The 24969-nt window shown below is 62.6% G+C and carries 21 protein-coding genes; 7 read left to right on the top strand and 14 right to left on the bottom strand.

Annotation, left to right across the window (positions count from 1 at the left end; translation table 11 throughout):
* Positions 1-78 precede the first annotated feature (78 nt).
* The 3 genes from J3P84_RS26390 to J3P84_RS26380 are packed head-to-tail and all read left to right on the top strand — an operon-like array spanning position 79 to position 5287.
* Positions 79-1182 (top strand): efflux RND transporter periplasmic adaptor subunit, encoded by a 1104-nt coding sequence (locus J3P84_RS26390; RefSeq protein ID WP_434626596.1) that lies wholly within the window; start codon positions 79-81, stop codon positions 1180-1182.
* Positions 1179-2243 carry an efflux RND transporter periplasmic adaptor subunit gene (locus J3P84_RS26385; RefSeq protein WP_434626595.1) on the top strand — a complete coding sequence of 355 codons (1065 nt, stop codon included), beginning with the start codon at positions 1179-1181 and terminating at the stop codon, positions 2241-2243. The genes J3P84_RS26390 and J3P84_RS26385 overlap by 4 nt, the downstream gene beginning before the upstream one ends.
* The gene (locus J3P84_RS26380) at positions 2240-5287 is read left to right on the top strand and encodes an efflux RND transporter permease subunit (RefSeq protein WP_434626594.1); all 3048 of its coding nucleotides are present in this window, start codon (positions 2240-2242) and stop codon (positions 5285-5287) included. Before J3P84_RS26385 ends, J3P84_RS26380 begins: the two co-directional genes overlap by 4 nt.
* A 348-nt stretch (positions 5288-5635) precedes the next feature.
* Here the strand turns inward: J3P84_RS26380 and J3P84_RS26375 are convergent, their stop codons facing one another.
* Positions 5636-7855: a heavy metal translocating P-type ATPase gene (locus tag J3P84_RS26375; RefSeq protein WP_434626592.1), complete on the bottom strand. Its 2220-nt coding sequence runs from the start codon at positions 7853-7855 to the stop codon at positions 5636-5638.
* A gap of 85 nt (positions 7856-7940) precedes the next feature.
* On the opposite strand from J3P84_RS26375, the gene cadR reads away from it, so the two are divergent.
* Positions 7941-8387, top strand: coding sequence for a Cd(II)/Pb(II)-responsive transcriptional regulator (gene cadR, locus J3P84_RS26370; protein ID WP_434570409.1), 447 nt, complete (start codon positions 7941-7943; stop codon positions 8385-8387).
* 135 nt (positions 8388-8522) lie between these two features.
* Here the strand turns inward: cadR and J3P84_RS26365 are convergent, their stop codons facing one another.
* From J3P84_RS26365 to J3P84_RS26355, 3 genes are all read right to left on the bottom strand, one after another.
* Positions 8523-9494, bottom strand: a complete 972-nt coding sequence (locus J3P84_RS26365) for a thymidylate synthase (RefSeq protein ID WP_434626591.1) — start codon at positions 9492-9494, stop codon at positions 8523-8525.
* Positions 9495-9543: 49 nt separating this feature from the next.
* Complete coding sequence (gene lgt, locus J3P84_RS26360) at positions 9544-10353, bottom strand: prolipoprotein diacylglyceryl transferase (RefSeq protein ID WP_434570407.1); 810 nt, start codon at positions 10351-10353, stop codon at positions 9544-9546.
* 68 nt (positions 10354-10421) lie between these two features.
* Positions 10422-11204, bottom strand: coding sequence for a sulfite exporter TauE/SafE family protein (locus J3P84_RS26355; RefSeq protein WP_434631541.1), 783 nt, complete (start codon positions 11202-11204; stop codon positions 10422-10424).
* A 147-nt stretch (positions 11205-11351) separates the two neighbouring features.
* On the opposite strand from J3P84_RS26355, the gene J3P84_RS26350 reads away from it, so the two are divergent.
* Entirely contained in the window at positions 11352-12098 is a 747-nt protein-coding gene (locus tag J3P84_RS26350; protein WP_434626589.1) for an NRDE family protein, read from the top strand.
* A gap of 127 nt (positions 12099-12225) precedes the next feature.
* Here the strand turns inward: J3P84_RS26350 and ptsP are convergent, their stop codons facing one another.
* Both ptsP and J3P84_RS26340 read right to left on the bottom strand, forming a co-directional pair.
* Positions 12226-14505 carry a phosphoenolpyruvate--protein phosphotransferase gene (ptsP, locus tag J3P84_RS26345; RefSeq protein WP_305497566.1) on the bottom strand — a complete coding sequence of 760 codons (2280 nt, stop codon included), beginning with the start codon at positions 14503-14505 and terminating at the stop codon, positions 12226-12228.
* A gap of 22 nt (positions 14506-14527) precedes the next feature.
* Positions 14528-15007 carry an RNA pyrophosphohydrolase gene (locus J3P84_RS26340; protein WP_003186867.1) on the bottom strand — a complete coding sequence of 160 codons (480 nt, stop codon included), beginning with the start codon at positions 15005-15007 and terminating at the stop codon, positions 14528-14530.
* 143 nt (positions 15008-15150) lie between these two features.
* On the opposite strand from J3P84_RS26340, the gene J3P84_RS26335 reads away from it, so the two are divergent.
* The gene (locus J3P84_RS26335) at positions 15151-15807 is read left to right on the top strand and encodes an HAD family hydrolase (RefSeq protein ID WP_434570403.1); all 657 of its coding nucleotides are present in this window, start codon (positions 15151-15153) and stop codon (positions 15805-15807) included.
* A 4-nt stretch (positions 15808-15811) separates the two neighbouring features.
* Here the strand turns inward: J3P84_RS26335 and J3P84_RS26330 are convergent, their stop codons facing one another.
* From J3P84_RS26330 to ilvA, 4 genes are read right to left on the bottom strand one after another with little or no spacing between them, the layout of a single operon-like run.
* Positions 15812-16279, bottom strand: a complete 468-nt coding sequence (locus tag J3P84_RS26330) for a DUF2269 family protein (RefSeq protein ID WP_434626588.1) — start codon at positions 16277-16279, stop codon at positions 15812-15814.
* Positions 16276-17532 carry an SDR family oxidoreductase gene (locus J3P84_RS26325; protein WP_434626587.1) on the bottom strand — a complete coding sequence of 419 codons (1257 nt, stop codon included), beginning with the start codon at positions 17530-17532 and terminating at the stop codon, positions 16276-16278. Before J3P84_RS26325 ends, J3P84_RS26330 begins: the two co-directional genes overlap by 4 nt.
* 15 nt (positions 17533-17547) lie before the next feature.
* The gene (locus J3P84_RS26320) at positions 17548-17961 is read right to left on the bottom strand and encodes a DUF2269 family protein (protein WP_434626586.1); all 414 of its coding nucleotides are present in this window, start codon (positions 17959-17961) and stop codon (positions 17548-17550) included.
* A 38-nt stretch (positions 17962-17999) separates the two neighbouring features.
* Positions 18000-19514 carry a threonine ammonia-lyase, biosynthetic gene (ilvA, locus tag J3P84_RS26315; RefSeq protein WP_305497561.1) on the bottom strand — a complete coding sequence of 505 codons (1515 nt, stop codon included), beginning with the start codon at positions 19512-19514 and terminating at the stop codon, positions 18000-18002.
* 180 nt (positions 19515-19694) lie between these two features.
* On the opposite strand from ilvA, the gene rpiA reads away from it, so the two are divergent.
* Complete coding sequence (gene rpiA / locus J3P84_RS26310; protein ID WP_434626584.1) at positions 19695-20369, top strand: ribose-5-phosphate isomerase RpiA; 675 nt, start codon at positions 19695-19697, stop codon at positions 20367-20369.
* A 139-nt stretch (positions 20370-20508) separates the two neighbouring features.
* On the opposite strand, the gene J3P84_RS26305 is transcribed toward rpiA, so the two are convergent.
* The 4 genes from J3P84_RS26305 to J3P84_RS26290 form a co-directional block, all read right to left on the bottom strand.
* Complete coding sequence (locus J3P84_RS26305; protein ID WP_434626583.1) at positions 20509-21423, bottom strand: SdiA-regulated domain-containing protein; 915 nt, start codon at positions 21421-21423, stop codon at positions 20509-20511.
* Positions 21424-21541: 118 nt separating this feature from the next.
* Positions 21542-22474: an SdiA-regulated domain-containing protein gene (locus J3P84_RS26300; RefSeq protein WP_434602489.1), complete on the bottom strand. Its 933-nt coding sequence runs from the start codon at positions 22472-22474 to the stop codon at positions 21542-21544.
* A 226-nt stretch (positions 22475-22700) separates the two neighbouring features.
* Positions 22701-23366, bottom strand: a complete 666-nt coding sequence (locus tag J3P84_RS26295) for a fumarylacetoacetate hydrolase family protein (protein ID WP_305497557.1) — start codon at positions 23364-23366, stop codon at positions 22701-22703.
* Positions 23367-23408: 42 nt separating this feature from the next.
* Complete coding sequence (locus tag J3P84_RS26290) at positions 23409-24803, bottom strand: FAD-binding oxidoreductase (RefSeq protein WP_434626582.1); 1395 nt, start codon at positions 24801-24803, stop codon at positions 23409-23411.
* Positions 24804-24969 lie beyond the last annotated feature (166 nt).

Raw genomic sequence — 24969 nt, 5'->3', positions numbered from 1 at the left:
CTGTGCATTCGGTGAACCCTGTTCTAAGCTCACAGTCGTATCGTCACTGGTACGTCCGTACAACGCAAAGGAGTCTGCATGGCTGGTCCTGGAATCAAATTGATTGTTGGCTTGGGCGTGTGTGCGGTGTTGGCGGGGTGCGGTGACAAGAAGCCCGAGGAAAAAGCCTTGCCACGGGTTTTCGTGCAGCAGGCCATACCTTCCGAATACGCCGCCTCGGTGACGCTTACCGGCGATGTCCAGGCTCGCGTGCAGGCTGACCTGTCGTTTCGTGTCGGCGGCAAGATCATCGAGCGCAAAGTCGACGTCGGCGACCGAGTCTCGGCCCGGCAAGTGCTGGCCCGGCTCGATCCGCGGGACCTGCAGACCAACGTCGACTCCGCCGAGGCCCAGGTGGCCGCCGAACAGGCGCGGGTCAAGCAGAGTGCGGCGGCATTTGTGCGCCAGCAGAAGCTCTTGCCCAAGGGCTACACCAGCCAGAGCGAATACGACGCGGCCCAGGCGCAACTGCGCAGCAGCCAGAGCGCGCTGACGGCGGCCCAGGCACAACTGGCCAATGCCCGCGAACAGCTGAGCTACACCGCACTGATCGCCGAGGCGCCGGGCATCATCACCGCGCGCCAGGCCGAAGTGGGCCAGGTGGTCCAGGCCACGGAGCCGATCTTCAGCCTGGCCCGGGACGGTGAGCGCGACGCGGTGTTCAACATCTACGAGTCGCTGCTGAGCGAACCGCCATCGGCGCCGGACATCGTCATCAGCCTGCTCGACAACCCTGCCATCAAGACCACTGGTACGGTGCGCGAGATCACCCCGGCGGTGTCCGCCGAGACCGGCACCGTGCAGGTCAAGGTCACGCTCAACGACTTGCCCGAAGGCATGCGCCTGGGTTCGGTGGTCAGCGCCACCGCCAAATCCGCAGGAAAAACCGCCGTGGAATTGCCCTGGTCGGCACTGACCAAGAATCTCAGTGATCCGGCCGTGTGGCTGGTGGACGGCGAAGGCAAGGCGCAATTGCACAACGTCACCGTCAGCCGCTACCTGACCGGCAAGGTCATCGTCAGCGACGGGCTCAAGGGCGGCGAAAAAGTCATCATTGCCGGCGGGCAGTTGCTTCATCCGGGCATGCGCGTCGAGATCGCCGAAAACAACTATGAGAAAAACCCGCCAGGAGCCCAGCCATGAAGCGCCTGTGGATGGTCGCGGCCAGCCTGCTGCTGGCCGCCTGCTCGAAAGAAGAAGCGCCGCCGGAGCCGGTGCGGCCGGTGTTGTCCATTGAGGTCCGGGCCTTGGACCAGCAGGCTCTGGGACGCTTCGCCGGGAATATCCAGGCACGCTACGAAACCAACGTGGGTTTTCGTGTGCCGGGGCGCATCGCCAGTCGCAACGTCGATGTCGGCGCGGAAGTGAAGAAGGGCGACCTGCTCGCAACCCTCGACCCCACCGACCAGCAGAACCAGTTGCGCGCCGCCCAGGGCGACCTGGCGCGGATCGAGGCGCAGTACATCAATGCCCAGGCCAATGCCCGTCGCCAGCAGCAATTATTCGACCGTGGCGTCGGTGCCCAGGCGCAACTGGACATCGCCCAGACCGACCTGAAGACCACCGCTGCCTCCCTGGAACAGGCCAAGGCCACGGTAGAACAGGCCCGCGACCAGCTCAACTACAGCGAACTGCGTACCGACCATGACGCGGTCGTCACCGCCTGGACGGCCGAGGCGGGGCAGGTGGTGACCGCCGGCCAGCAAGTAGTGACGCTGGCCCGCCCGGACGTCAAGGAAGCGGTGATCGACTTGCCCGCCGGGCTGGCCGAGCGCCTGCCCGAGGATGTGGTGTTCAAGGTCGCCGCGCAACTCGATCCGGCGACCCACACCACGGCCATCGTGCGCGAGATCGAGCCTCAGGCGCAAAGCGCCACCCGTACCCGCCGCGCGCGCCTGACCCTGACCGATACCCCGCCGGCCTTTCGCCTGGGCACCGCCATCGGCGTGACCCTGAGCTCGGCCATCGAACCGCGCATCGAGCTGCCGCTCAGCGCGTTGCAGGAAGTCGACGGCAAGGCGCGAATCTGGCTGATCGACCCGCAGAGCCAGACAGTCTCGCCACGAGAAGTAAAGATTATCGAGCGATCGGCCGGATCGGTCCTGGTCGCCAACGGCATCAAGCCTGGCGACCGCGTGGTCAGCGCCGGGGTGAACAGTCTCCAGCCGGGGCAAAAAGTGAAACTCGACGAGGACGCACGATGAAAGGGCCTTTCAACTTATCCGAATGGGCCCTGCGGCATCAGTCTTTCGTGTGGTACCTGATGTTCGTCGCATTGCTGATGGGCGTGTTCTCGTACATGAACCTGGGCCGCGAAGAAGACCCGTCGTTCACCATCAAGACCATGGTCATCCAGACCCGCTGGCCCGGCGCGACCCAGGAAGAAACCCTCGACCAGGTCACCGACCGCATCGAGAAAAAACTCGAAGAGCTTGATTCCCTCGATTATGTGAAGAGTTACACCCGGCCGGGGGAGTCGACGGTGTTCGTGTATCTGCGTGATACCACCGGCGCCGAGGAAATCCCGCAGATCTGGTACCAGGTCCGCAAGAAGATCAATGACATTCGTGGCGATTTCCCTGAAGGCTTGCAAGGCCCAGGGTTCAACGATGAGTTCGGCGACGTGTACGGTTCGGTGTATGCCTTTACCGGCGACGGCCTGTCGATGCGTCAGTTGCGCGATTATGTCGAACAGGTGCGCGCCGAGATCCGCGACGTGCCCGGCCTGGGCAAGGTGGAAATGGTCGGCGAGCAGGACGAAGTGTTGTACCTGAATTTTTCCACGCGCAAACTCGCCGCACTGGGCATCGACCAGCGCCAGGTGGTGCAGAGCCTGCAGTCGCAGAACGCCGTGACCCCGGCAGGGGTGATCGACGCCGGGCCGGAGCGAATCTCCGTGCGCACGTCCGGCCAGTTCCAATCGGAAAAGGACCTGGCCAACGTCAACCTGCGACTCAACGATCGTTTCTATCGCCTCGCCGATATCGCCGACATTCGCCGTGGTTATGTCGACCCCGCCACGCCGATGTTCCGCTTCAACGGCACGCCGGCGATCGGTCTTGCCATTGCCATGAAGAAGGGTGGCAACATCCAGGAGTTCGGCAAGGCGCTGCATGCGCGCATGGACGAACTGACCGCGGACCTGCCGGTGGGGGTCGGCGTGCATACGGTGTCGGACCAGGCCGAAGTGGTGGAGGAAGCCGTTGGCGGCTTCACCAGCGCCTTGTTCGAGGCGGTGATCATCGTTCTGGTGGTCAGTTTCATCAGCCTCGGCATCCGCGCCGGGCTGGTGGTGGCCTGCTCGATCCCGCTGGTGCTGGCGATGGTGTTCGTGTTCATGGAATACAGCGGCATCACCATGCAGCGGATTTCCCTCGGTGCATTGATCATCGCCCTTGGTCTACTGGTGGACGATGCCATGATCACCGTGGAGATGATGGTCACGCGCCTGGAAAAAGGCGATTCCAAGGATCAGGCCGCGACGTTTGCCTATACCTCGACCGCCTTTCCGATGCTCACCGGGACCCTGGTGACCGTGGCCGGCTTCGTGCCCATCGGCCTGAACGCCAGTTCGGCTGGCGAATACACCTTCACGCTGTTCGCGGTGATTGCCGTGGCGATGCTGGTGTCCTGGATCGTCGCGGTGCTGTTCGCCCCGGTGATCGGCGTGCACATTCTCAGTCCCAACGTAAAGCCCCACAGCAACGAGCCGGGACGGGTCGGACGGGCCTTCAACGGTGGCCTGCTGTGGGCGATGCGCAATCGCTGGTGGGCAATTGGCATCACCGTGCTGCTGTTCGCGCTGGCGGTATTCTGCATGCGCTTCGTACAGAACCAGTTCTTCCCGTCCTCGGACCGCCCGGAGATCCTGGTGGACCTCAACCTGCCGCAGAACGCCTCGATGGACGAGACGCGCAAGGCGGTCGATCGCCTGGAGGCCACCCTCAAGGGCGACCCGGACATCGCGCGCTGGAGCACTTACATCGGCGAAGGCGCCATTCGCTTCTACCTGCCGCTGGACCAGCAACTGCAGAACCCGTACTACGCGCAACTGGTGATCGTCAGCAAGGATCTGGAGTCGCGCACGGCCCTCAGCGAACGCCTGCAAAAGCGCCTGCGTGAAGATTTCGTCGGCATCGGCAGCTACGTGCAGGCGCTGGAAATGGGCCCGCCGGTCGGCCGGCCGATCCAGTACCGGGTCAGCGGCAAGGACATCGACCAGGTGCGCAAGCATGCCATCGAGCTTGCCACCGAACTGGACAAGAACTCGCACATTGGCGAGATCATCTACGACTGGAACGAGCCGGGCAAAGTACTGCGCATCGACATCGCCCAGGACAAGGCGCGGCAACTGGGATTGTCTTCGGATGACGTGGCCCGGCTGATGAACAGCATTGTCAGCGGCTCGCCGGTGACCCAGGTCAACGACGATATCTACCTGATCGACGTGGTGGGTCGCGCCGAAGACGCCGAGCGCGGTTCGCCGGAAACCTTGCAGAACCTGCAGATCGTCACACCGGGCGGGACCTCGATTCCGCTGCTGGCCTTTGCCACGGTGCGCTACGAACTGGAACAACCGCTGGTATGGCGTCGCGACCGCAAGCCGACCATCACCATCAAGGCTGCCGTGCGCGATGAAATCCAGCCGACGGACCTGGTGCGGCAACTGCAACCGGACATCGACAGGTTCGCCGCCAGATTGCCGGTAGGCTACAAGGTCGCCACCGGCGGCACGGTGGAGGAAAGCAGCAAGGCCCAGGGGCCGATCGCCAGCGTGGTGCCGCTGATGCTGTTCCTGATGGCGACGTTCCTGATGATCCAGTTGCACAGCGTGCAGAAGTTGTTCCTGGTGGCCAGTGTCGCGCCCCTGGGCTTGATCGGCGTGGTCCTGGCGCTGGTGCCGACGGGCACGCCCATGGGCTTTGTGGCGATCCTCGGGATCCTTGCGCTGATCGGCATCATCATCCGCAACTCGGTGATCCTGGTGACCCAGATCGACGAATACGAACGTGACGGCTATGAACCCTGGGATGCGGTGGTGGAAGCGACCGAGCACCGGCGCCGGCCGATCCTATTGACGGCGGCGGCGGCGAGCCTGGGGATGATCCCGATCGCCCGGGAAGTGTTCTGGGGCCCGATGGCCTACGCGATGATCGGCGGGATCATCGTCGCCACGCTGCTGACGCTGCTGTTCCTGCCAGCGCTGTATGTGGCCTGGTACAAGATCCGCGAGCCCAAGCGCGAGTGACACGGCTGCGGCACATCCAACATCAATGCAAGCTGACCCACCGCTTTCGCGAGCAGGCTCGCTCCCACAGGGATTCGGGGACTGACATGGATTTGATGTCTATTGGGAGACCAGTGTGGGAGCGAGCTTGCTCGCGATGGCTGCGGCATATCCAACATCAATGCAAGCTGACCCACCGCTTTCGCGAGCAGGCTCGCTCCCACAGGGGATTTGGGACTGACACGAATTTGATGTCTATTGGGAGACCAGTGTGGGAGCGAGCCTGCTCGCGATGGCTGCGGCACATCCAACATCAATGCAAGCTGACCCACCGCTTTCGCGAGCAGGCCAGCCCGGTCGCTCTGATTTTTACTTGCGCAACAACCGCAACCCATTGAACACCACCAGCAAGCTCACCCCCATGTCGGCAAATACTGCCATCCACATGGTGGCGAACCCGGCAAAGGTCACCGCAAGGAAAATCGCCTTGATCACCAACGCCAGGGCGATGTTCTGCTTGAGGATGCTCGACGTCTGCCGCGACAGCCGGATGAATGCGGGAATCTTGCGCAGGTCGTCGTCCATCAGCGCTACGTCAGCGGTCTCGATGGCGGTGTCGGTGCCGGCCGCCGCCATGGCGAAGCCGATTTCCGAGCGGGCCAGGGCCGGGGCATCGTTGATGCCGTCGCCCACCATGCCGACCCGGTGACCCTCGGCATAGAGCTTCTCGATGACTTGCAGCTTGTCTTCCGGCAACAGGTCGCCATGGGCTCGGTCCATGCCCACCTGTGCGGCTATCGCCTCGGCGGTGTGGGCGTTGTCGCCGGTCAGCATCAGTGTCTTGATGCCCAGGTCATGCAACTGCCGGATCGCTTCGCGGCTGGAGTCCTTGACGGTATCGGCTACGGCAAACAGCGCCAGAGGCCTGGCGCTGTCGAGCAGCAGCACGACGGACTTGCCTTGTTTTTCCAGGGCGAAGAGTTTCGCTTCCAGCTCGGGAGAGCACAGGCCCAGGTCTTCCACGAGGCGATGGTTGCCCAAGTGATAGGTCTGGCCGCCGATGTCACCGCGAACGCCGCGCCCGGCAAGCGCCGCGAAGTTATCCACAACCTGCTGCGCCGATTGTTTATCCACAGCCGCATGGGCAATCGCCCGGGACACCGGATGGTCCGACCGCGCCGCGAGGCTGGCGGCCAGGGCCGGTGCGGTGGTTTCCACGCTCGGGTCGAGTGCCAGGTAGTCGGTCTGCACCGGTTTGCCGTGGGTGATCGTGCCGGTCTTGTCCAAGGCCAGGTAATCGAGCTTGTGGCCGCCCTCCAGGTACACGCCGCCCTTGACCAGGATGCCTTTGCGCGCCGCTGCCGCCAGGCCGCTGACGATGGTCACGGGGGTGGAAATCACCAGTGCACATGGGCAGGCGACCACCAGCAGGACCAGCGCCCGATAGATCCAGTCGAACCAGACTGCGCCCATGAACAGCGGCGGGATGACGGCCACAGCCAAGGCCAGGGCAAACACCGCCGGTGTGTAGATTGTCGAGAACCGGTCAACGAAGCGCTGAGTCGGTGCCCGGGCCCCCTGGGCCTGCTCCACGGCATGGATAATCCGCGCCAGGGTGGATTGATCGGCCGCGGCGGTCACGGCGTATTCCAGTTCACCGGCCTGGTTGATGGTGCCGGCAAACACTTTGTCGCCCACGGTCTTGTCCACCGGCAGGCTTTCGCCGGTGATCGGCGCCTGGTCGATGGTCGAACGGCCTGCGACCACATCGCCATCCAGCCCGACGCGTTCACCGGGGCGAACCCGCACCCGCGCGCCAAGAGCGACGCTCTTCACTTCCTGGACCTGCCAACTGCCATCGGCCTGCTGCACGGTGGCCTGTTCCGGCGCCATCTGCATCAGGCCGCTGATGGCGTTGCGCGCACGGTCGAGGGACTTGGCCTCGATCAGTTCGGCCACCGTGAACAGGAACATCACCATCGCCGCTTCCGGCCATTGGCCAATCAACACCGCGCCGGTCACGGCGATGCTCATCAGGGCGTTGATGTTCAGGTTCAGGTTCTTCAGGGCAATCCAGCCCTTCTTGTAGGTGGCGAGGCCACCGCTGAGGATCGACACCAGCGCCACCAACGCGACGACCCAGTTCGGCGCGGCGTTGGTGAAGTGAATCACCTCGGCGCCCAATGCCGTGACACCGGACAACGCCAGCGGCCACCATGGTTTGGCTGGGGCGGGCGGGGTGTGAGTCGGTTTGTCCTGGCCAGCCGTCAACGGTTCCGCCTGCATTCCCAAGGACTCGATGGCCTTGATGATCGGCGTGTCGCTGGGCAGGTCATGGGTTACGCCCAGCACGCGGTTGATCAGGTTGAATTCCAGTCGCTGCACGCCTTCAAGTTTGCCGAGCTTGTTCTGGATCAGTGTCTGTTCGGTGGGGCAGTCCATGGCTTCGATGCGAAAACTGCTCAGCCGCGCACCGTCCGTCGGCGTTTTGTCGAGCGTGACTACCGCCGGCGCTGCCTTGGATGAGCAGCAGGAGTGCCCGTGCTCATGGCCATGGGCGGGTCGGGGTGTATGGATGGAATCGTTCATCGGGTTACGTCCGTGAAAAGTGCCTGTTGCGCAGTAAAGACCCTGTAGCCACTATAGGGTCAAGCACCTATTTGGAGTTCATCCGATGAAGATTGGCGAACTGGCGAAAATCACCGACTGCCAGGTCGAGACCATCCGCTATTACGAACGTGAGGGGCTGCTACCGGAACCGGCCCGCAGTGACGGCAATTATCGCGTCTACACCCAGGCCCATGCCGAGCGGCTGACGTTCATCCGCAACTGCCGGACCCTGGACATGACCCTGGAGGAAATCCGCAGCCTGCTGGCCTTGCGCGACAGCCCCCAGGACCAATGCGAGAGCGTCAACGCATTGATCGACGAACACATCCATCACGTCAAGGCGCGCATCGACGGCCTGCAGGCCTTGCAGGCGCAACTGATCGACCTGCGCCATCGCTGTGGCGAAGGGCCGGATCTTGAGCAGTGTGGAATCTTGCAACGGTTGGAGGTGAGCGGGGCGGTGGCGCCGGAGGTGGAGCACTCACATGTGGGCAGGAGTCATGGGCATTGAACTGACCTGCAGCGCATGCAGATCCAGTGTGGGAGCGAGCTTGCTCGCGATAGCGGTTTATCAGTCAACATCTGTGTTGAATGTGATGACCTCATCGCGAGCAAGCTCGCTCCCACAGGGGAGACGGGGTGTTTTTTAGACCGCCATCGGCGCGGTCATCGGCGCATGGTGCTGGTAGCCTTCGAGGGAGAAGTCGCTCGGTTCGACCTGCTCCAGCCACTCGGGCTGGTATACGCCGGTCTTGGCGAACTCCGGCACGCGCTCGGAAATCACCAGTCGGGGCATCGGGAACGGCTCGCGCGTGAGCTGTTCATTGAGCATGTCCAAGTGGTTTTCGTAGACGTGGGCATCGCCGATGAAATAGGTGAACCAGCGCGGCGTATAACCGGTCAGGCGGCCAATCAGGCTTAGCAGCGCGGCGCCTTCGGTGAGGTTGAACGGCGTGCCCAGGCCCAGGTCGTTGGAGCGGATGTAGAGGGTCAGGGAGATTTCCCGGGTCTCGACATTCGGATGGAACTGATACAGCAGGTGACACGGTGGCAGGGCCATTTCATCGAGCTGGGCGCAATTCCAGCCGTGGAACAGGATGCGCCGGCTGCCCGGGTCCTTGATGATGGTGTCGACGCACTGGCGAACCTGATCGATGGCCTTGTACAGCACCACGTAGGCCTGGCCGTTTTCTTTGCCTTCGGCGATCTGCCGATAACCCTGGGCCAGCGTCTGCTCGATGGCGGCCGCGTTGCTCAGCGGGATCTGCTTGTAGGCCGGCCACTTGCGCCATTGCACGCCGTAGATCTCGCCCAGGTCGTCTTCGCCCTGGCGGAACGGGTTGGCCAGCCATTGCGCATTTTCGTTGGCGTTCTGGTCCCAGACCTTGCAGCCCAGGGCCCGGAACTCGGCGGCATTGTTCACGCCACGCAAGAAACCGCACATCTCGCCGATCGCCGACTTGAAGGCCATCTTGCGCGTAGTGATGGCGGGAAAGCCTTCCTTCAGGTCATAGCGCAGCATCGCGCCAGGGAAACTGATGGTGTTCACGCCGGTGCGGTTGGCTTGCTTGGTGCCGTTCTTGATGACGTGAGCCACCAGGTCGAGATATTGCTTCATGAGTTACCTGTGTCCTTGAACCCGGGGCCAGCGCCCCGGGGTCCGAATTTTAAACCTTGGCCGCCGCAGCCGGTGCACGGTTATAAGCGAGCCAGATCAGCGCCAGGCCACCGATGATCATCGGCAGGCACAGCACCTGGCCCATGGTCAGCCAGTTCCACGCCAGATAGCCGAGCTGGGCGTCCGGTACGCGGACGAACTCGACGATGAAACGGAAGATCCCGTAGAACAGCGCAAACATGCCCGATACCGCCATGGTCGGCCGCGGCTTGCGCGAGAACAACCAGAGAATCAGGAACAGTGCCACGCCTTCCAGGGCGAACTGGTACAGCTGCGACGGGTGGCGCGGCAATTGGGCCGGGTCGCTGAACGGCGGGAAGACCATCGCCCACGGCACGTCCGTCGGCTTGCCCCACAGCTCGGCGTTGATGAAATTGCCGATGCGCCCGGCGCCCAGGCCGATCGGCACCATCGGCGCGACGAAGTCCATCAGTTCGAAGAACGACTTGTTGTTGCGCTTGCCGAACCACAGCGCCGCCAGCATCACGCCGATGAAGCCCCCGTGGAACGACATGCCGCCCTTCCAGACTTCAAAGATCAGCGTCGGGTTGGCCAGGTAGGCGCTCAGGTCGTAGAACAGTACATAACCCAGGCGCCCGCCAACGATCACGCCCATGGACAGCCAGAACACCAGGTCCGAGAGCTTCTCTTTGTTCCAGGTCGGGTCAAACCGGTTGAGCCGGCGTGAGGCCAGCCACCAGGCGCCACCGATACCGATCAGGTACATCAGACCGTACCAGTGGATTTTCAGCGGGCCGATGGCCAGGGCAACCGGATCGATCTGCGGGTAAGGCAGCATTGATATTCCTCGTGAACGTCAAAAATACCCGGGCGAAGCTGCCACCTCGGGATTAAGCCAGGATTGCGTCAGAGCAGGAAACTCAAGCCCACACTGAACAACAAAGCGGCGAACAGCCGCTTGAGCAAGCGCGGCGACAGGCGATGGGCCAGTCGCGCGCCGAAACGGGCGAAGATCATGCTCGTCAGGGCGATGCCCAGCAGTGCCGGCAAATATACAAAACCGAGACTATGGGGCGGCAACAGCGGATCCTGCCACCCCAGAATCATGAAACTTAACGCACTGACCAGGGCGATGGGCAGCCCGCAGGCCGACGAAGTTGCCACCGCTTGTTGCATCGGCACGCTGCGCCAGGTCAGGAACGGTACGGTCAGCGAACCGCCGCCGATGCCGAAAATCGCCGAGGCCCAGCCGACAACCGTGCCGGCCAGGCCCAATCCGACCTTGCCCGGCACGGTACGGCTGGCCTTCGGCTTGAAATCCAGCGCCAGTTGCAGGGCAACGAGCATGGCGAATACGCCGATGATTTTTTGCAGATGCGGGCCTGAGATCGCTTCGGCGGTAATGGCGCCGAAACCGGCACCGATCAGGATCCCGACGGTCATCCAGGTAAAGATCTGCCAGCGCACCGCGCCTTTGCGGTGATGCTCGCGTACGGCATTCACCGAGGTAAAGATGATCGATGCCAGGGACGTACCGACAGCCAGGTGCGTCAACACCTGCGGGTCGAAACCCTGCAAGGTGAAACTGAACACCAGCACCGGGACGATGATCATCCCGCCGCCGACGCCGAATAGCCCGGCGAGTACACCGGCACAGGCGCCGAGCAGCAGATAAAGCGGAAATTCCACCAGCGTCGCCTCGACCATCGCAAACAAGAGCGGCATGGTAACGGATCGAGGGGCCTGGGCTCCACTGAAGGCGATGGATGCGTTGGTGATGTGTGGGTAAAGTAGGCACCACGAAAGCGGAGCTCGGATTTTTCACAGGACAACCTGATGTGCCTGATCGTATTTGCCTGGCGGCCCGGCCACGCCCAGCCGCTGATCGTGGCGGCTAACCGCGACGAGTTCTACGCGCGCCCGACGCTGCCACTGGCGCAGTGGCCTGACGCACCGCACGTGCATGCCGGTCGCGACCTGGAAGCGGGCGGCACCTGGCTCGGGGTCGGCGCCGGGGGCCGCTTTTCCGCGCTGACCAACATCCGCGATCCTGGCCAGCTCCCGGCGTTCAAGTCTCGCGGCGAGCTGGTGGCGCGGTTCCTGACCGGGAACCTGTCGATCGTCGATTATCTGAGCGAAGTCGTGCCGCGCGCCGGCGAGTACGGTGGCTTCAACCTGCTGCTGGGCAATGGCGCCGAACTGTGGCACTACAACGCACGCGATACACGCCCGCAGTTGTTAGCCGAAGGGATCTACGGATTGTCCAACGCCGGGTTGAACACGCCCTGGCCGAAATTGCTCAAGGCCCGGACGGCGTTGAGTGAGGTGCTGCATGACCCGCAACCCCAAGCGCTGCTGACGCTGTTGAACGATCCGCAACCGGCCCCGGTGGCCGAGCTGCCGGACACCGGCGTGGGACTGTCCACGGAAATGCTGCTGTCGAGCGTGTTCATCGCCAGCCCGGCCTACGGGACGCGGGCGAGCACGGCGCTGATCGTTAATGCTGACGGGACGCGGCAGATGGTCGAGCGCAGTTTCGGGCCGCATGGGGGGCATTTGGGGGAGGTGGAGCTGCTCGTTTAATGCCGACGATAACCCCGTGGCGAGGGAGCTTGCTCCCGCTGGGCTACGAAGTAGCCCCTAAGCTTTTGGGCGGGCTTCGCCCGCCAGCGGGAGCAAGCTCCCTCGCCACAAATGCTCGCCGCGGGATCTAAAGGGTCTTGTTCGAAGCCGGGTTGATCATCCGCGCCAGCCCGAGGTTTTTCAGCGCCAACTGCAAGGAGCTATGGATCACCTGCGGATTGTCGATGGTCATCAGCTCCGCCAGCAGCTCCTGGGCCTTGCTGAGGTTGATCTGGCGCAGCATCCATTTCACTTTCGGCAGGTTGGTGGCGTTCATCGACAGGCTGTCGAAGCCCATCGCCATCAGCAGCACCGCCGCCGCCGGGTCGCCAGCCATTTCGCCGCAGATGCTCACCGGCTTGCCCTCGGCATGGGCGTCGCGAACGACGTTCTGCAAGGCTTGCAGCACGGCCGGGTGCAGGTAGTCGTAGAGGTCGGCCACTCGTGGGTTGTTGCGATCCACGGCCAGCAGGTACTGGGTCAGGTCGTTGGAGCCTACCGACAGGAAGTCCACCTGCCGCGCCAGTTCCTTGGTCTGGTACACCGCTGCCGGAATCTCGATCATCACGCCCACCGGCGGCATGGGTACGTCGGTGCCTTCGTCGCGCACCTCGCCCCAGGCCCGGTGGATCAGGTGCAGGGCTTCTTCCAGCTCATGGGTGCCAGAGATCATCGGCAACAGGATGCGCAGATTGTTCAGGCCTTCGCTGGCCTTGAGCATGGCGCGGGCCTGGACCAGGAAGATTTCCGGATGGTCGAGCGTCACGCGGATCCCGCGCCAGCCGAGGAACGGGTTGTCTTCCTTGATCGGGAAGTAGGACAGCGATTTGTCGCCGCCGATGTCCAGGCTACGCATGGTTACCGGTTGCGGATGAAACGCGGACAATTGTTCACGGTAGATCGCCAGCTGTTCCTTTTCGCTGGGGAAACGCTGGTTGATCATGAACGGCACTTCGGTGCGGTACAGGCCCACGCCCTCGGCGCCACGCTTCTGCGCCCGGGCCACATCGGCCAGCAGGCCGGTGTTGACCCACAGCGGCATGCGATGGCCATCGAGGGTTATGCACGGCAGGTCGCGCAGGGCATCCAGGCCCAGGGAGAGTTGCTTCTCTTCCTCCACCACATCGGCGAATTGCTTGCGCAACACGTCGCTGGGGTTGGTGTAGACCTCGCCGTGGTAGCCGTCGACGATCATCTGGATGCCGTCGACCTTGGAATACGGCAGGTCCACCAGGCCCATGACCGTGGGAATGCCCATGGCCCGGGCCAGGATCGCCACGTGGGAGTTGCCTGAGCCCAGTACCGAGACCAGGCCCGCCAGCTTGCCTTCCGGCACTTCGCCTAGCATCGCCGGGGTCAGCTCTTCGCTCACCAGGATGGTGTTGTCGGGGTAGACCAGGGTCTGCTGACGCTCTTGCTGCAGGTAGGCGAGCAGGCGGCGACCGAGGTCCTTGACGTCGGAGGCGCGCTCGCGCAGGTAGGCGTCGTCCATCAGTTCGAAACGGTTGACGTGGTCGGTCACCACCTGGCGCAACGCGCCCTGGGCCCATTGGCCGGTCTTGATGACCGTGGTCACTTCGCTGCCCAGGGAGGCATCGTCAAGCATCATCAGGTAGACATCGAACAGCGCGCGCTCTTCAGGCCGCAGTTGCGTCGCCAGCTTGGCGGACAGGGCGCGCATGTCGGCTCGCACGCCTTCGATGGCGGTCTTGAACAAGCCCAGCTCGGCATTGATGTCGGCGATGGTCTTGTCCGGCACCACGTCGAGGTCGGCGGGTGGCAGCATGACCACCGCGGTGCCCACCGCCGCGCCCGGTGAGCCCGGCACGCCGACGAACTTGGCTTCCTGGATGCCCTTGCCCTGGCGGCCCAGGCCGCTGATCGAGCCGGTGGCCTCGGCGTGGGCGATAACGCCGGCCAGTTGCGCGCTCATGGTCACAAGGAAGGCTTCTTCGCCCTCGTCGAACTGGCGGCGCTCTTTTTGCTGGATGACCAATACGCCGACGACGCGGCGGTGGTGAATGATCGGTGCGCCGAGGAACGATGCGTAGCGCTCTTCGCCGGTCTCGGCAAAGTAGCGATAACGAGGGTGATCGGCGGCGTTTTCCAGGTTCAGCGGTTCTTCCCGGGTACCGACCAGGCCGACCAGGCCTTCGTTGGGCGCCATGCTGACCTTGCCGATGGAGCGCTTGTTCAGGCCCTCGGTCGCCATCAGCACAAAACGGTTGGTCTCGGGGTCCAGCAGATAGACCGAGCAGACCTGGCTGCCCATGGCCTCTTTGACGCGCAATACAATAATCCCCAACGCCGCCTTGAGATCCTTGGCGGAGTTAACTTCCTGGACGATCTTGCGCAGCGTATTGAGCATGGCTCGGGGTCGAACTCCGTCGTCAGTCGCGCGTCAGCAGGCGCGGGGCAAGCTCTTTGAGAGCGCGTCGATACACCTCGCGCTTGAATGTCACCACCTGGCCCAACGGATACCAATAACTGACCCAGCGCCAGCCATCGAATTCCGGTTTACCGGTCAAATCCATCCGCACCCGCTGCTCGTTGGAGATCAGGCGCAGGAGAAACCATTTCTGCTTCTGGCCGATACACAGCGGTTGGCTGTGCGTGCGGACCAGGCGTTGCGGCAAACGATAGCGCAACCAGCCTCGGGTGCAGGCGAGTATTTCGACATCCTCTCGCTCCAGCCCCACTTCTTCGTTCAACTCGCGGTACAAAGCCTCTTCCGGCGTCTCCTGGGGGTTGATCCCTCCCTGTGGAAACTGCCAGGCGTCTTGATTGATACGGCGAGCCCATAGCACCTGTCCGGCATCATTCGTAAGAATGATCCCCACATTGGGACGGAAACCATCGGGATCGATCACGGCAACAACCTCGCAAACGCATGTCGCCGCATTGTTCCACAAAGGTTGTGAAAGCAGCAACGAGGCTGCCCACCTTATGTGCACTCTTGTGAAAAGTCCGTATTCTGGGCGCCTTTCTCAAGAAATTTCAGCGAGTAACTGCAATGCGGCTGGCTTTATTCGACTTGGACAACACGCTGCTGGGCGGCGACAGCGATCACGCCTGGGGCGATTACCTCTGCGAGCGCGGGTTTCTGGATGCCGTCACCTACAAGGCGCGCAACGATGAGTTTTACCAGGACTACCTGGCCGGTAAGCTGGACAACGCCGCGTACCTGAATTTCTGCCTGGAAATCCTCGGCCGTACCGAGATGGAGGTGCTGGCGCAGTGGCATCTCGAATACATGCGCGACTGCATCGAGCCGATCGTGCTGCCCCAAGCCATCGAGCTGCTGAAAAAACACCGTGATGCCGGCGACAAGCTGGTGATCATCACCGCCACCAACCGCTTCGTCACCGCGCCGATTGCCGAGCGTCTGGGCGTCGAAACCCTGATCGCCACCGAGTGCGAAATGATTGACGGTCGCTACAGTGGGCGCAGCACCGACATCCCCTGTTTCCGCGAGGGCAAGGTGACCCGGCTGAACCGCTGGCTGGAAGAGACCGGGTATTCGCTGGACGACAGCTACTTCTATAGTGACTCGATGAACGACTTGCCGCTGTTGGAAGCAGTGACGCACCCGGTGGCGGTCGATCCGGATCCGAACCTGCGGGCCGAGGCCGAGAAACGCGGCTGGCCGGTGATCAGCCTGCGCGACTGACCTGTCACGCAGGCTTGGCCACCATCAGGTAGAAGATCACCATGAACGCGAGGAACGCCGGCCAGCCCAGCGCAAACCACCAGCGCATGTAGGTGGTGGCCTTGAGCGGCATGGGTGTGCCGTCCTGCACGGCTTGCTCGGCCATTTTGTGCACGCGGATCTGCAACCAGACCACCGGCAGCCAGCAGGCGCCCGCCAGGCAATAAAGGCCGATGCTCCACATCAACCAGCTCTGTTGCAGTGGCCAGCCGGCCACATGCATCAGGGCCAGGCCGCTCAGCGGCTGGAACACGGCGGTGGTGGCCGTGAACGCCCAATCGGCGAAAACCAGATGCTTGAAGGTGACGGCAATGACTTCAAGCTTGCCGCTGCGCCAGGCCCGCAGCGCATAGTAGGCGGACCCGGCGCCCAGGCCGAAGAGGATGGTCGAAGACAGGATGTGCAGGGTTTTCAGCAGCACGTAAATGCTCATCGGCGTGGTTCAGTCCAAAGCAGCCATAAAGTGGCGACTATCAGCACCAGGTTCTTGGCGACAGCCGCATAAGGGTCAAACCAATAGTGCGGCAGGATAAAGCTGATGCACAGGGTATAGCCGAGCATCAATCCCAACTGCAACCGCAATGCCTGGCGGCGCCAGCGCTTGAATAGCATGCCCACGCCCAGCGCGCCGTCACACAGCGCGCCGGCGACTACCGCAAGCTTCGCCCAGGCGCCGTGGACACCGGCTTCGGCCATGATACGCAAGCCCCAATCGTAGCCAGGGCCGAGGCAGACGATGGCGGTACCCAGCCAGATGATCGCCAGTACCGCGAGCATCAGCGGGCGGATCGCTCTGAGGCTGCTCTGGGCTGCGCTGGGCCAATCCTCCAAGCGGGTTTGTACCGGGGCGGCGTAATACCCGCAGATTGACGCGAGTGCCGCGGGGTCGGCCAGATTGTCCCGTTGTGCCAAGGCCAGGCTTTGCCTGTTCAATGCCCGCCAGCCGAACCGATCCCCAAGCCGGCTACCCGGTTCAGTCAACAGCGCAGGGGCCTTGATGTAGCGGGCCGGCGCCCAACCTTGGGCGGCGCGCAGATGATCGATGAGTCGGGCCAGCGTCATCGGCTCCGGTCCTACCAGCGGCAGCACCACCGACTCGGTCGGCCATTGCCGCAGCAGGGCGAGCACCGCACCCACCAAGTCATCGACATGTACGGGCTGGATGCGCGCCTGAAGATTCAGCAAGGGAATCAACGGCCACGGCGAAAGGCCTTCCACCCAGCCGCTGCTCGCGCCGCCTGGTCCCACCACCAACGAGGGCCGCAGCACCACCGATACGCTGTCCAGCGTGCAAAGATATTCGTCGGCCAAGCCTTTGCTCGCCAGGAACGGCACGTCGGATTGAGCACTCGCGCCCAGCGCGGAAATCTGCAGGATCCGGACGCCGCGGCGCGCGGCCTGGTCGAACAACGCTCGCGCGCCCCGATCCTGGACCAGGCTCAGCGCCTCGGTGTCGACGCTGAGCAGGCCGGCCGCGTTGATCAGCAATTCGACGTCCAGGGGCAAGGCAAAGTGTTCAGGGTCGCCTGCCAGTACACCGAGATCCAGCTGCCGCCATTCAACCCCAGGCCAACCTGGCGCCTGGGGTTCACGGCTGGTTGCGATGATCGAGTGGCCAGCGCTGTGCAACGCTCGCAGCAGATGGCGCCCGATAAAACCGCCGCCTCCCACCAGTAGGATCTTCATGCCCGCCCCTGTCGCTTAAATCGGCTTGGCACCCATCAGCGCGGCGATGGACAGGAAGCCGACGCCACCGATGATCGCCAATGCCAGGGTAAACCTGCTGCTGCCGCCGCTGCCCAAGCGCAGACGATTGAGCCTTGCCAGCAGCCAGAAAACGCAGAGCGTCGCCACCGTGTAGATCACGCTGGAGCCCAACAGCCAGCTTTGCCCCAACGGCCAGCCCACCAGGTGAACCAGCCACCAGCCGGTGAACGGCATGCTCAGCATGCAGACCAGCATCACGCACCAGGCCAACAGCCAGGGACGCCGCAGCGTGCTGGCCGGTCCCTCGCTGCGTTTGCGCCAGGCCAGGACGGCAAGGACTACACCGCAAGCCAGCAGCAGGACCGTGGCCGCGACGTGCAGGACTTTTAAGGTCAGCAGAGTTTCCATGGGATTTCCTTAAGGCCGATGTCCTTCAGCGTAGCCCTTCAACCAAGAAACAGCTGATAGGCCGGGTTATCGCTTTCATCCCAATACGGATAGCCGATTTCTTCCAGGGCGGCCGGTACCAGGTGGCGTTCATCGTGAGGCACTTGCAGCCCGGCGACCACGCGACCATCCGCCGCGCCATGGTTGCGGTAGTGGAACATCGAGATATTCCAGCGCCCGCCCAGCTTGTTGAGGAAGTTGAACAACGCGCCCGGACGCTCCGGGAACTCGAAACGCAGCACCACTTCGTCGATGACGTGGGCGGCGTGCCCGCCGACCATGTGGCGGATGTGCAGCTTGGCCAGCTCGTTGTCGGTCAAGTCCAGCACCGGAAAGCCTTGCTCGGTCAGGCTGGCGATCAACTTGCTGCGCGGATCGTTTTCCGGATGCGTCTGTACGCCGACGAAGATGTGCGCTTCGCTGCCGGTGTTGTAGCGGTAGTTGAATTCGGTGATCTGGCGTTTGCCGATGGCTTCGCAGAAGGCCTTGAAGCTGCCCGGCTGCTCGGGAATGGTCACGGCGATGATCGCCTCGCGCCCTTCGCCCAGCTCGGCGCGCTCGGCCACATGGCGCAAGCGATCAAAGTTGACGTTGGCGCCGGAATCGATGGCCACCAGGGTCTGACCGCTGATGCCCCGCGATTCGACGTACTTCTTGATCCCGGCCACGCCCAAGGCGCCGGCCGGCTCGGTGATCGAGCGGGTATCGTCGTAGATATCCTTTATAGCTGCGCAGATCTCGTCGGTGCTGACGGTGATCACTTCATCCACGTAGTGCTTGCAGATATCAAAGGTGTGCTGGCCGATCTGCGCCACGGCCACGCCGTCGGCGAACAGGCCGACGGTCGGCAATACCACGCGCTCACCGGCGGCCAGGGCCGCTTGCAGGCAATTGGAGTCATCAGGCTCGACGCCGATGATCCGGATCTCGGGGCGCAGGTATTTCACATAGGCCGCGATCCCGGCAATCAGCCCGCCACCGCCCACCGGGACGAATATCGCATCGAGGCGCCCGGGGTGCTGGCGGAGGATCTCCATCGCCACGGTGCCCTGCCCGGCGATGGTATGAGGGTCGTCATAGGGATGGATATAGACGTAGCCCTTTTCGTCGACCAGCTTCAGCGAATACGCCAGCGCCTCGGGGAACGAGTCGCCATGTAACACCACTTTGCCGCCGCGGGAGCGTACGCCTTCGACCTTGATTTCCGGGGTGGTCTTGGGCATGACGATGGTGGCTTTGACGCCCAGCACCTTGGCTGCCAGCGCCAGGCCCTGGGCGTGGTTGCCCGCCGAGGCCGTGACCACGCCACGGGCGCGCTCTTCGTCGCTGAGCTGGGTCAGCTTGTTGTAGGCCCCGCGAATCTTGAACGAGAACACCGGCTGCAGGTCTTCACGCTTGAGCCAGACGTCGTTGCCCAGCCGCTCGGAGAGCTGGCGAGCGGTCTGCAACGGGGTTTCTACGGCAACGTCATAAACGCGCGAGGTGAGGATCTTCTTGACGTACTGTTCGAGCATCGGAAAGCATCACTGAGCGGGTTGGGCAGGGCCAGCGAGTCTAACCCGGCTTTTGGCCGGGCGACCACACGAATTAAGGCACTTGCCACACTGGATCTGTGCCAAACAGGCAATGACCAAGGCGGCTCCGACGCCTATAATGCCGGCCTTTCGTTCCCTCTCGGCACCCTCGGAGCCCGCATGACCCAGGATCAACTCAAACAGGCCGTGGCCCAGGCCGCCGTCGACCTCATCCTCCCGAAGCTGGATGACAGGAGCATCGTCGGGGTCGGCACCGGCTCGACCGCCAATTGCTTCATCGACGCGCTGGCGCAGCACAAGGGTGCGTTCGATGGCGCGGTCGCCAGCTCCGAAGCCACCGCCGCGCGCCTCAAGGGCCACGGGATCCCGGTGTACGAGCTCAACACCGTGAGCGACCTGGAGTTCTACATCGACGGCGCCGATGAAAGCGATGCGCACCTGAACCTGATCAAGGGCGGTGGCGCTGCATTGACCCGCGAGAAGATTGTCGCGGCAGTCGCCAAGACCTTCATCTGCATCGCCGACGCCAGCAAGCTGGTGCCGGTACTCGGCGCCTTCCCGCTGCCGGTGGAAGTCATCCCCATGGCCCGCAGCCACGTCGCCCGTCAGTTGGTGAAACTGGGCGGCGATCCGGTGTATCGCGAAGGTGTGCTGACCGACAACGGCAACATCATCCTGGATGTCCACAACCTGCAGATCACCAACCCGGTTGAGCTGGAAAGCCAGATCAACGCCATTGTCGGCGTAGTCACCAACGGCCTGTTCGCCGCGCGTCCGGCGGATGTGCTGTTGCTGGGGACTGCTGAAGGGGTGAAGACGCTGCGGGCTGAATAACCCGGCGGAGAGTTATTGGTTCACACCGGACCCTGTGGGAGCGAGCTTGCTCGCGATGACGAAGGCACATTCGACATCCATGCAAGCTGACCCACCGCTATCGCGAGCAAGCTCGCTCCCACATGGGGTCTATGCGAGCTCAAGGCTGCTGCTTCTTGAACACATAAAACAGATTCGGCTCACTCACCACATACAGGTTGCCATCGTCATCCATGGCCAGGCCTTCAGCCTGGGGGACGGTTTTCTGCAGGCCGTGGCGGCCCTTGCTCAACGACAGCGTGCTCAACGGACGGCCGTTGATATCCAGCTCGATGATCAACCGCGACTCGTCGGACAGCGCCATCAGGTGACCGCTGCGCTCATCGTATTGCAGGCTTGAAAGGTCGCGCACAAAGAGCCCGGCGTCACGCTTGGGATTGTTGACGACGTGCACCGCATAGGATTTTTCCGGGTTGTGGTGGGGAAACCCGTGGACCTCGTAGATGAGCATCGGGTCGCGCTCCTTCGCCACGAATAGCCGCTTGCCCAGGGAGTCGTAGGCCAGCCCTTCGAAACCCTTGTTGCTGCTCATGTGCACCCCGAGCGAGATCTGCTCGGCTTCGGCCGCGTCCAGGAACCGGGTGTCGTCGTCCAGATGGATCTTGATCAGCCGTTGTTGGCGCTCGTCGGTGATGACATAGATGTTTTCGCTGATGAATTCCACCGCTTCCGAATCACCAAACCCGACCAGGGCTATGCGCCGCAAGATCTTGCCGTCCAGCGACAGCTCGATCAGCTCGGGATTCTTGTTGGTCACGGTGAACAGGGTCTTGCGGATCGGATCGAAGGTCAGCGCCGAAACGTCATCGTCCAACCCATCGATCACCTGCGCCTCAAGCGCGACCTGGTACTGATCCAGTGCGATTGCCTGCTCGTTGACGGGGTGCCACAGGCTGCTCATGTTGAACCAGGCTCGTTCGAACAGGCGCAGGTACTGGCCCGCCGCGATCAGGGCGATCAGCACGATGGCCAGCAACAGCAGGAACAGTGGCTTGGGACGGACAAGTCGACGCATGTAGGAGGGCTCGGATAAAAACAGGTGGTTGGAAATACCACGACTGCCTGAACTGAAGCTTAATGGCCGCGTGCCACATCCTACACGATGGTGGGAAATGTCTTACAAAGTCGCGCTGTCAGTGCTGTTTTTCGAAACGGTAGAACAGGTTCGGTTCACTGACGATGTAGAGAGTGCCGGCTTCATCGACAGTGACGCCTTCGGCGCGAGGGATCGTGTCCTTCAGGCCGTTGAAGCCGCCGAGCAGGGTCATGAAGCTGACCTGATCGCCTGCTTCGTCCAGTTCCAGCAATAAATGGGAGTCGGCCGATAGCACCAGCGTGTGGCCGGTGCGCGGGTCTACGGCCAGGGCGGACAGGTTGCGCAGGTCGAGTTCGTTGCTGACATGGATCTGCTTGTCGCCCTTGAGCAACTGGCTCCCGTCGCTTTTCCAGGTGAACAATGCCGGTGGGCGCTCTTCGCCAAGGATCAGCTGCTGATTCTTCGGATCCCAGACGATGGCTTCGAATCCCTTGTTCTGGTTCTTCGACGTGCCCAGGTCATATTGGGGGAAGTCCTTGATGTTCAGCTCGCGGGTATTGGCATCAACCTGGACGATCGACAGCGTGTGCTTGCGTTCATCGGTGATGGCCAGCAGGCCGTTTTCCATAAAAGCCACGCCCTCAGGGTTGCCCCAGCCCACCAGCGGCATCTTGCGCAATACGTCACCCTGCAGGTTCAGCTCCACCAGGAACGGATTTTTGCCCATCACCGCGAACAGGGTCTTGGTCTGTGGGCTATAGGTCAGGTCGGACGCTTCGTCGTCTTCCATTCCCGGGAGCGCCTTGGCGTCAATGACAGCGTGGTAATCAGGCAGCCAGATGCTTTCCCGACGCTCGGCCTGGCTCTGGAAGCGCTCCGACACCCAAAGCAGGCCCCGGTCGTCCCAATGCATGGCGAATGCCAGGCCATAAGCGCTGGCGCCCGCGATCAGCAGCCAGACATACCAGGGCAGGGCGAAGCGAGAGCGACGGGATGCTTTGGGGGTGGGCAGTGCTTGGGTCTTGGCCATCAGGGGACACGTTCCAGGAAATTCGGCTAGGGGCTGGCTGGCTCAGATGCCGCATTGCCCGGAATTATCCGGATGGCATGTGAAAAAAACGGTAAATGCGCAGTTGCCTTTCATACCCTGTGGGAGCGAGCCTGCTCGCGAAAGCGGTATATCAGTCGACATTAACCTGTCGGACAGATCGCCATCGCGAGCAGGCTCGCTCCCACAGTGAGGTAAGGTGTCGTGTTTAACGAACACTGCTCTCGAAGCGGCTCGCGCCCGGCAGTTCCAGCACCAGCTCGTCACCGACGTTCAACGGCCCGACGCCGGCCGGCGTGCCGGTCAGGATCACGTCGCCGGCTTGCAGCGAGAAACAGCCGGCCATGTACTGGATCATCGGCACGATGGGGTTGAGCATCAGGCTGCTGTTGCCGTCCTGGCGCACTTCGCCATTGATGACCAGGCGAACGGGGATGTCGGTCAAGTCGGCGAAGGTGTCCTTCGAGACGAACGGGGCGATCACCGCCGCGCCGTCGAAAGACTTGGCGACTTCCCAGGGCAGTCCCTTGCCCTTGAGCTCGGCCTGCTTGTCCCGCAGGGTCAGGTCCAGGGCCGGAGCGAAGCCGGAGATCGCGTCCAGCACTTCCTCAGCGCTGGGCCGGGTGGACAGCGGCTTGCCGATCAGCACGGCGATTTCCGCCTCGTAATGCACCGACCCGCGGTCGGTGGGAATGCTGAAACCGCCTTCCAGCGGCACCACGCAGCTGCCTGGCTTGATGAACAGCAACGGCTCGGTGGGCACCGGATTATCCAGTTCCTTTGCATGCTCGGCATAGTTGCGGCCAATGCACACCACTTTCCCGATCGGGAAATGAATACGCGTACCGTCGACATACTGGTGCTGATAGCTCATAACCGACTCCTGCCTTTGGATTTTCATCAGGTGTTTATAAGGTCAAACCGCGAAGATCTTGCCCGGGTTCATGATGCCGTTGGGGTCGAAGACTGCCTTTACCGCTTTCATGTACTCGATCTCCACCGGCGAGCGACTGTAGGTCAGATAGTCGCGTTTGGTCATGCCCACGCCGTGCTCGGCGGAAATCGAGCCGTTGTACTTCTCGACGGTCTCGAACACCCATTTGTTCACCGTCGCGCACTTGGCGAAGAACTCATCCTTGCTCAGGTTTTCCGGCTTGAGGATGTTCAGGTGCAGGTTGCCGTCGCCGATGTGGCCGAACCAGACGATTTCGAAGTCCGGGTAGTGTTCGCCGACAATTGCATCGATTTCCCGCAAGAATGCCGGAACCTTCGAGACGGTTACCGAGATGTCGTTCTTGTACGGCGTCCAGTGCGAGATGGTTTCGGAGATGTACTCGCGCAATTTCCACAGGTTCTGCAACTGGGTTTCGCTCTGGCTCATCACGCCGTCCAGCACCCAGCCTTGTTCGACGCAGTGCTCAAAGGTTTCCAGCGCGTGGTTGGCGACTTCTTCGGTGGTGGCCTCGAATTCCAGCAGGGCGTAGAACGGGCAGTCGGTCTCGAACGGCGCAGGCACGTCGCCGCGACCGAGGACCTTGGCCAGGGCCTTGTCGGAGAAAAACTCGAATGCGGTCAGGTCAAGTTTGCCCTGGAAGGCATGCAGCACCGGCATGATCGAGTCGAAATCCGGCGTGCCAAGCACCATCGCGATGAGGTTTTTCGGCGCCCGATCCAGGCGCATGGTGGCTTCGACCACGAAGCCAAGCGTGCCCTCGGCGCCGATGAACAGCTGCCGCAGATCGTAGCCGGTGGCGTTCTTGATCAGGTCCTTGTTCAGCTCCAGCACGTCGCCCTTGCCGGTGACGACTTTCATGCCCGCCACCCAATTGCGCGTCATGCCGTAGCGAATGACTTTGATCCCGCCGGCATTGGTGCCGATATTGCCGCCAATCTGGCTGGAACCGGCTGAAGCGAAATCCACCGGGTAGTACAGGCCATGTTCCTCGGCCTTGTTCTGCAGTTGTTCGGTGACCACGCCCGGCTGGCACACGGCGGTGCGGTCGGTCAGGTTCACGTCGAGAATCTGGTTCATGTAGTCGAAGGACACCACGACTTCGCCATTGGCCGCCACGGCCGCGGCGGACAGCCCGGTACGTCCGCCCGAGGGGACCAGCGCGACCTTGTGCGCATTGGCCCAGCGCACGATGGCCTGGACCTGTTCGATGGTCTTGGGAAAGACGATGGCCACCGGCGCCGGAGCGAAATGCTTGGTCCAATCCTTGCCGTAAGCATTCAGGGAGTCGGCATCGGTCAGGACCTTGCCAGGCTCAACCAGGGTCTTCAGCTCATCTATCACGGCAGGATTGGTCATCGACAGAACTCTCGAACAATTCATGGTCATCCTGAGAACGCTTCACGTCGCAGGAATGGGTGTTTGCGGGGGGCATATGCTAGCATACCGACCCCGCAGCGTAGTGCCCAACGGCTGTTCTGCGGCGACGGCTGTCATGCCGGTCGGGCCGGCCCAGGCTGCCCGA

It is taken from the genome of Pseudomonas sp. Z1-29 (genome assembly GCF_051131995.1).
Lineage (GTDB): Bacteria > Pseudomonadota > Gammaproteobacteria > Pseudomonadales > Pseudomonadaceae > Aquipseudomonas.
The sequence above is the reverse complement of the archived record's forward strand: the minus strand, read 5'-3'. Positions and strand labels throughout refer to the sequence as shown.

Bases quoted from the DNA above. Each gene is read 5' to 3' on its own strand.
- J3P84_RS26390 (WP_434626596.1), top strand. From the start codon at position 79: ATGGCTGGTCCTGGAATCAAATTGATTGTTGGCTTGGGCGTGTGTGCG.
- J3P84_RS26385 (WP_434626595.1), top strand. From the start codon at position 1,179: ATGAAGCGCCTGTGGATGGTCGCGGCCAGCCTGCTGCTGGCCGCCTGC.
- J3P84_RS26380 (WP_434626594.1), top strand. From the start codon at position 2,240: ATGAAAGGGCCTTTCAACTTATCCGAATGGGCCCTGCGGCATCAGTCT.
- J3P84_RS26375 (WP_434626592.1), bottom strand. From the start codon at position 7,855: ATGAACGATTCCATCCATACACCCCGACCCGCCCATGGCCATGAGCAC.
- cadR (WP_434570409.1), top strand. From the start codon at position 7,941: ATGAAGATTGGCGAACTGGCGAAAATCACCGACTGCCAGGTCGAGACC.
- J3P84_RS26365 (WP_434626591.1), bottom strand. From the start codon at position 9,494: ATGAAGCAATATCTCGACCTGGTGGCTCACGTCATCAAGAACGGCACC.
- lgt (WP_434570407.1), bottom strand. From the start codon at position 10,353: ATGCTGCCTTACCCGCAGATCGATCCGGTTGCCCTGGCCATCGGCCCG.
- J3P84_RS26350 (WP_434626589.1), top strand. From the start codon at position 11,352: ATGTGCCTGATCGTATTTGCCTGGCGGCCCGGCCACGCCCAGCCGCTG.
- ptsP (WP_305497566.1), bottom strand. From the start codon at position 14,505: ATGCTCAATACGCTGCGCAAGATCGTCCAGGAAGTTAACTCCGCCAAG.
- J3P84_RS26335 (WP_434570403.1), top strand. From the start codon at position 15,151: ATGCGGCTGGCTTTATTCGACTTGGACAACACGCTGCTGGGCGGCGAC.
- J3P84_RS26330 (WP_434626588.1), bottom strand. From the start codon at position 16,279: ATGAGCATTTACGTGCTGCTGAAAACCCTGCACATCCTGTCTTCGACC.
- J3P84_RS26325 (WP_434626587.1), bottom strand. From the start codon at position 17,532: ATGAAGATCCTACTGGTGGGAGGCGGCGGTTTTATCGGGCGCCATCTG.
- J3P84_RS26320 (WP_434626586.1), bottom strand. From the start codon at position 17,961: ATGGAAACTCTGCTGACCTTAAAAGTCCTGCACGTCGCGGCCACGGTC.
- ilvA (WP_305497561.1), bottom strand. From the start codon at position 19,514: ATGCTCGAACAGTACGTCAAGAAGATCCTCACCTCGCGCGTTTATGAC.
- rpiA (WP_434626584.1), top strand. From the start codon at position 19,695: ATGACCCAGGATCAACTCAAACAGGCCGTGGCCCAGGCCGCCGTCGAC.
- J3P84_RS26305 (WP_434626583.1), bottom strand. From the start codon at position 21,423: ATGCGTCGACTTGTCCGTCCCAAGCCACTGTTCCTGCTGTTGCTGGCC.
- J3P84_RS26300 (WP_434602489.1), bottom strand. From the start codon at position 22,474: ATGGCCAAGACCCAAGCACTGCCCACCCCCAAAGCATCCCGTCGCTCT.
- J3P84_RS26295 (WP_305497557.1), bottom strand. From the start codon at position 23,366: ATGAGCTATCAGCACCAGTATGTCGACGGTACGCGTATTCATTTCCCG.
- J3P84_RS26290 (WP_434626582.1), bottom strand. From the start codon at position 24,803: ATGACCAATCCTGCCGTGATAGATGAGCTGAAGACCCTGGTTGAGCCT.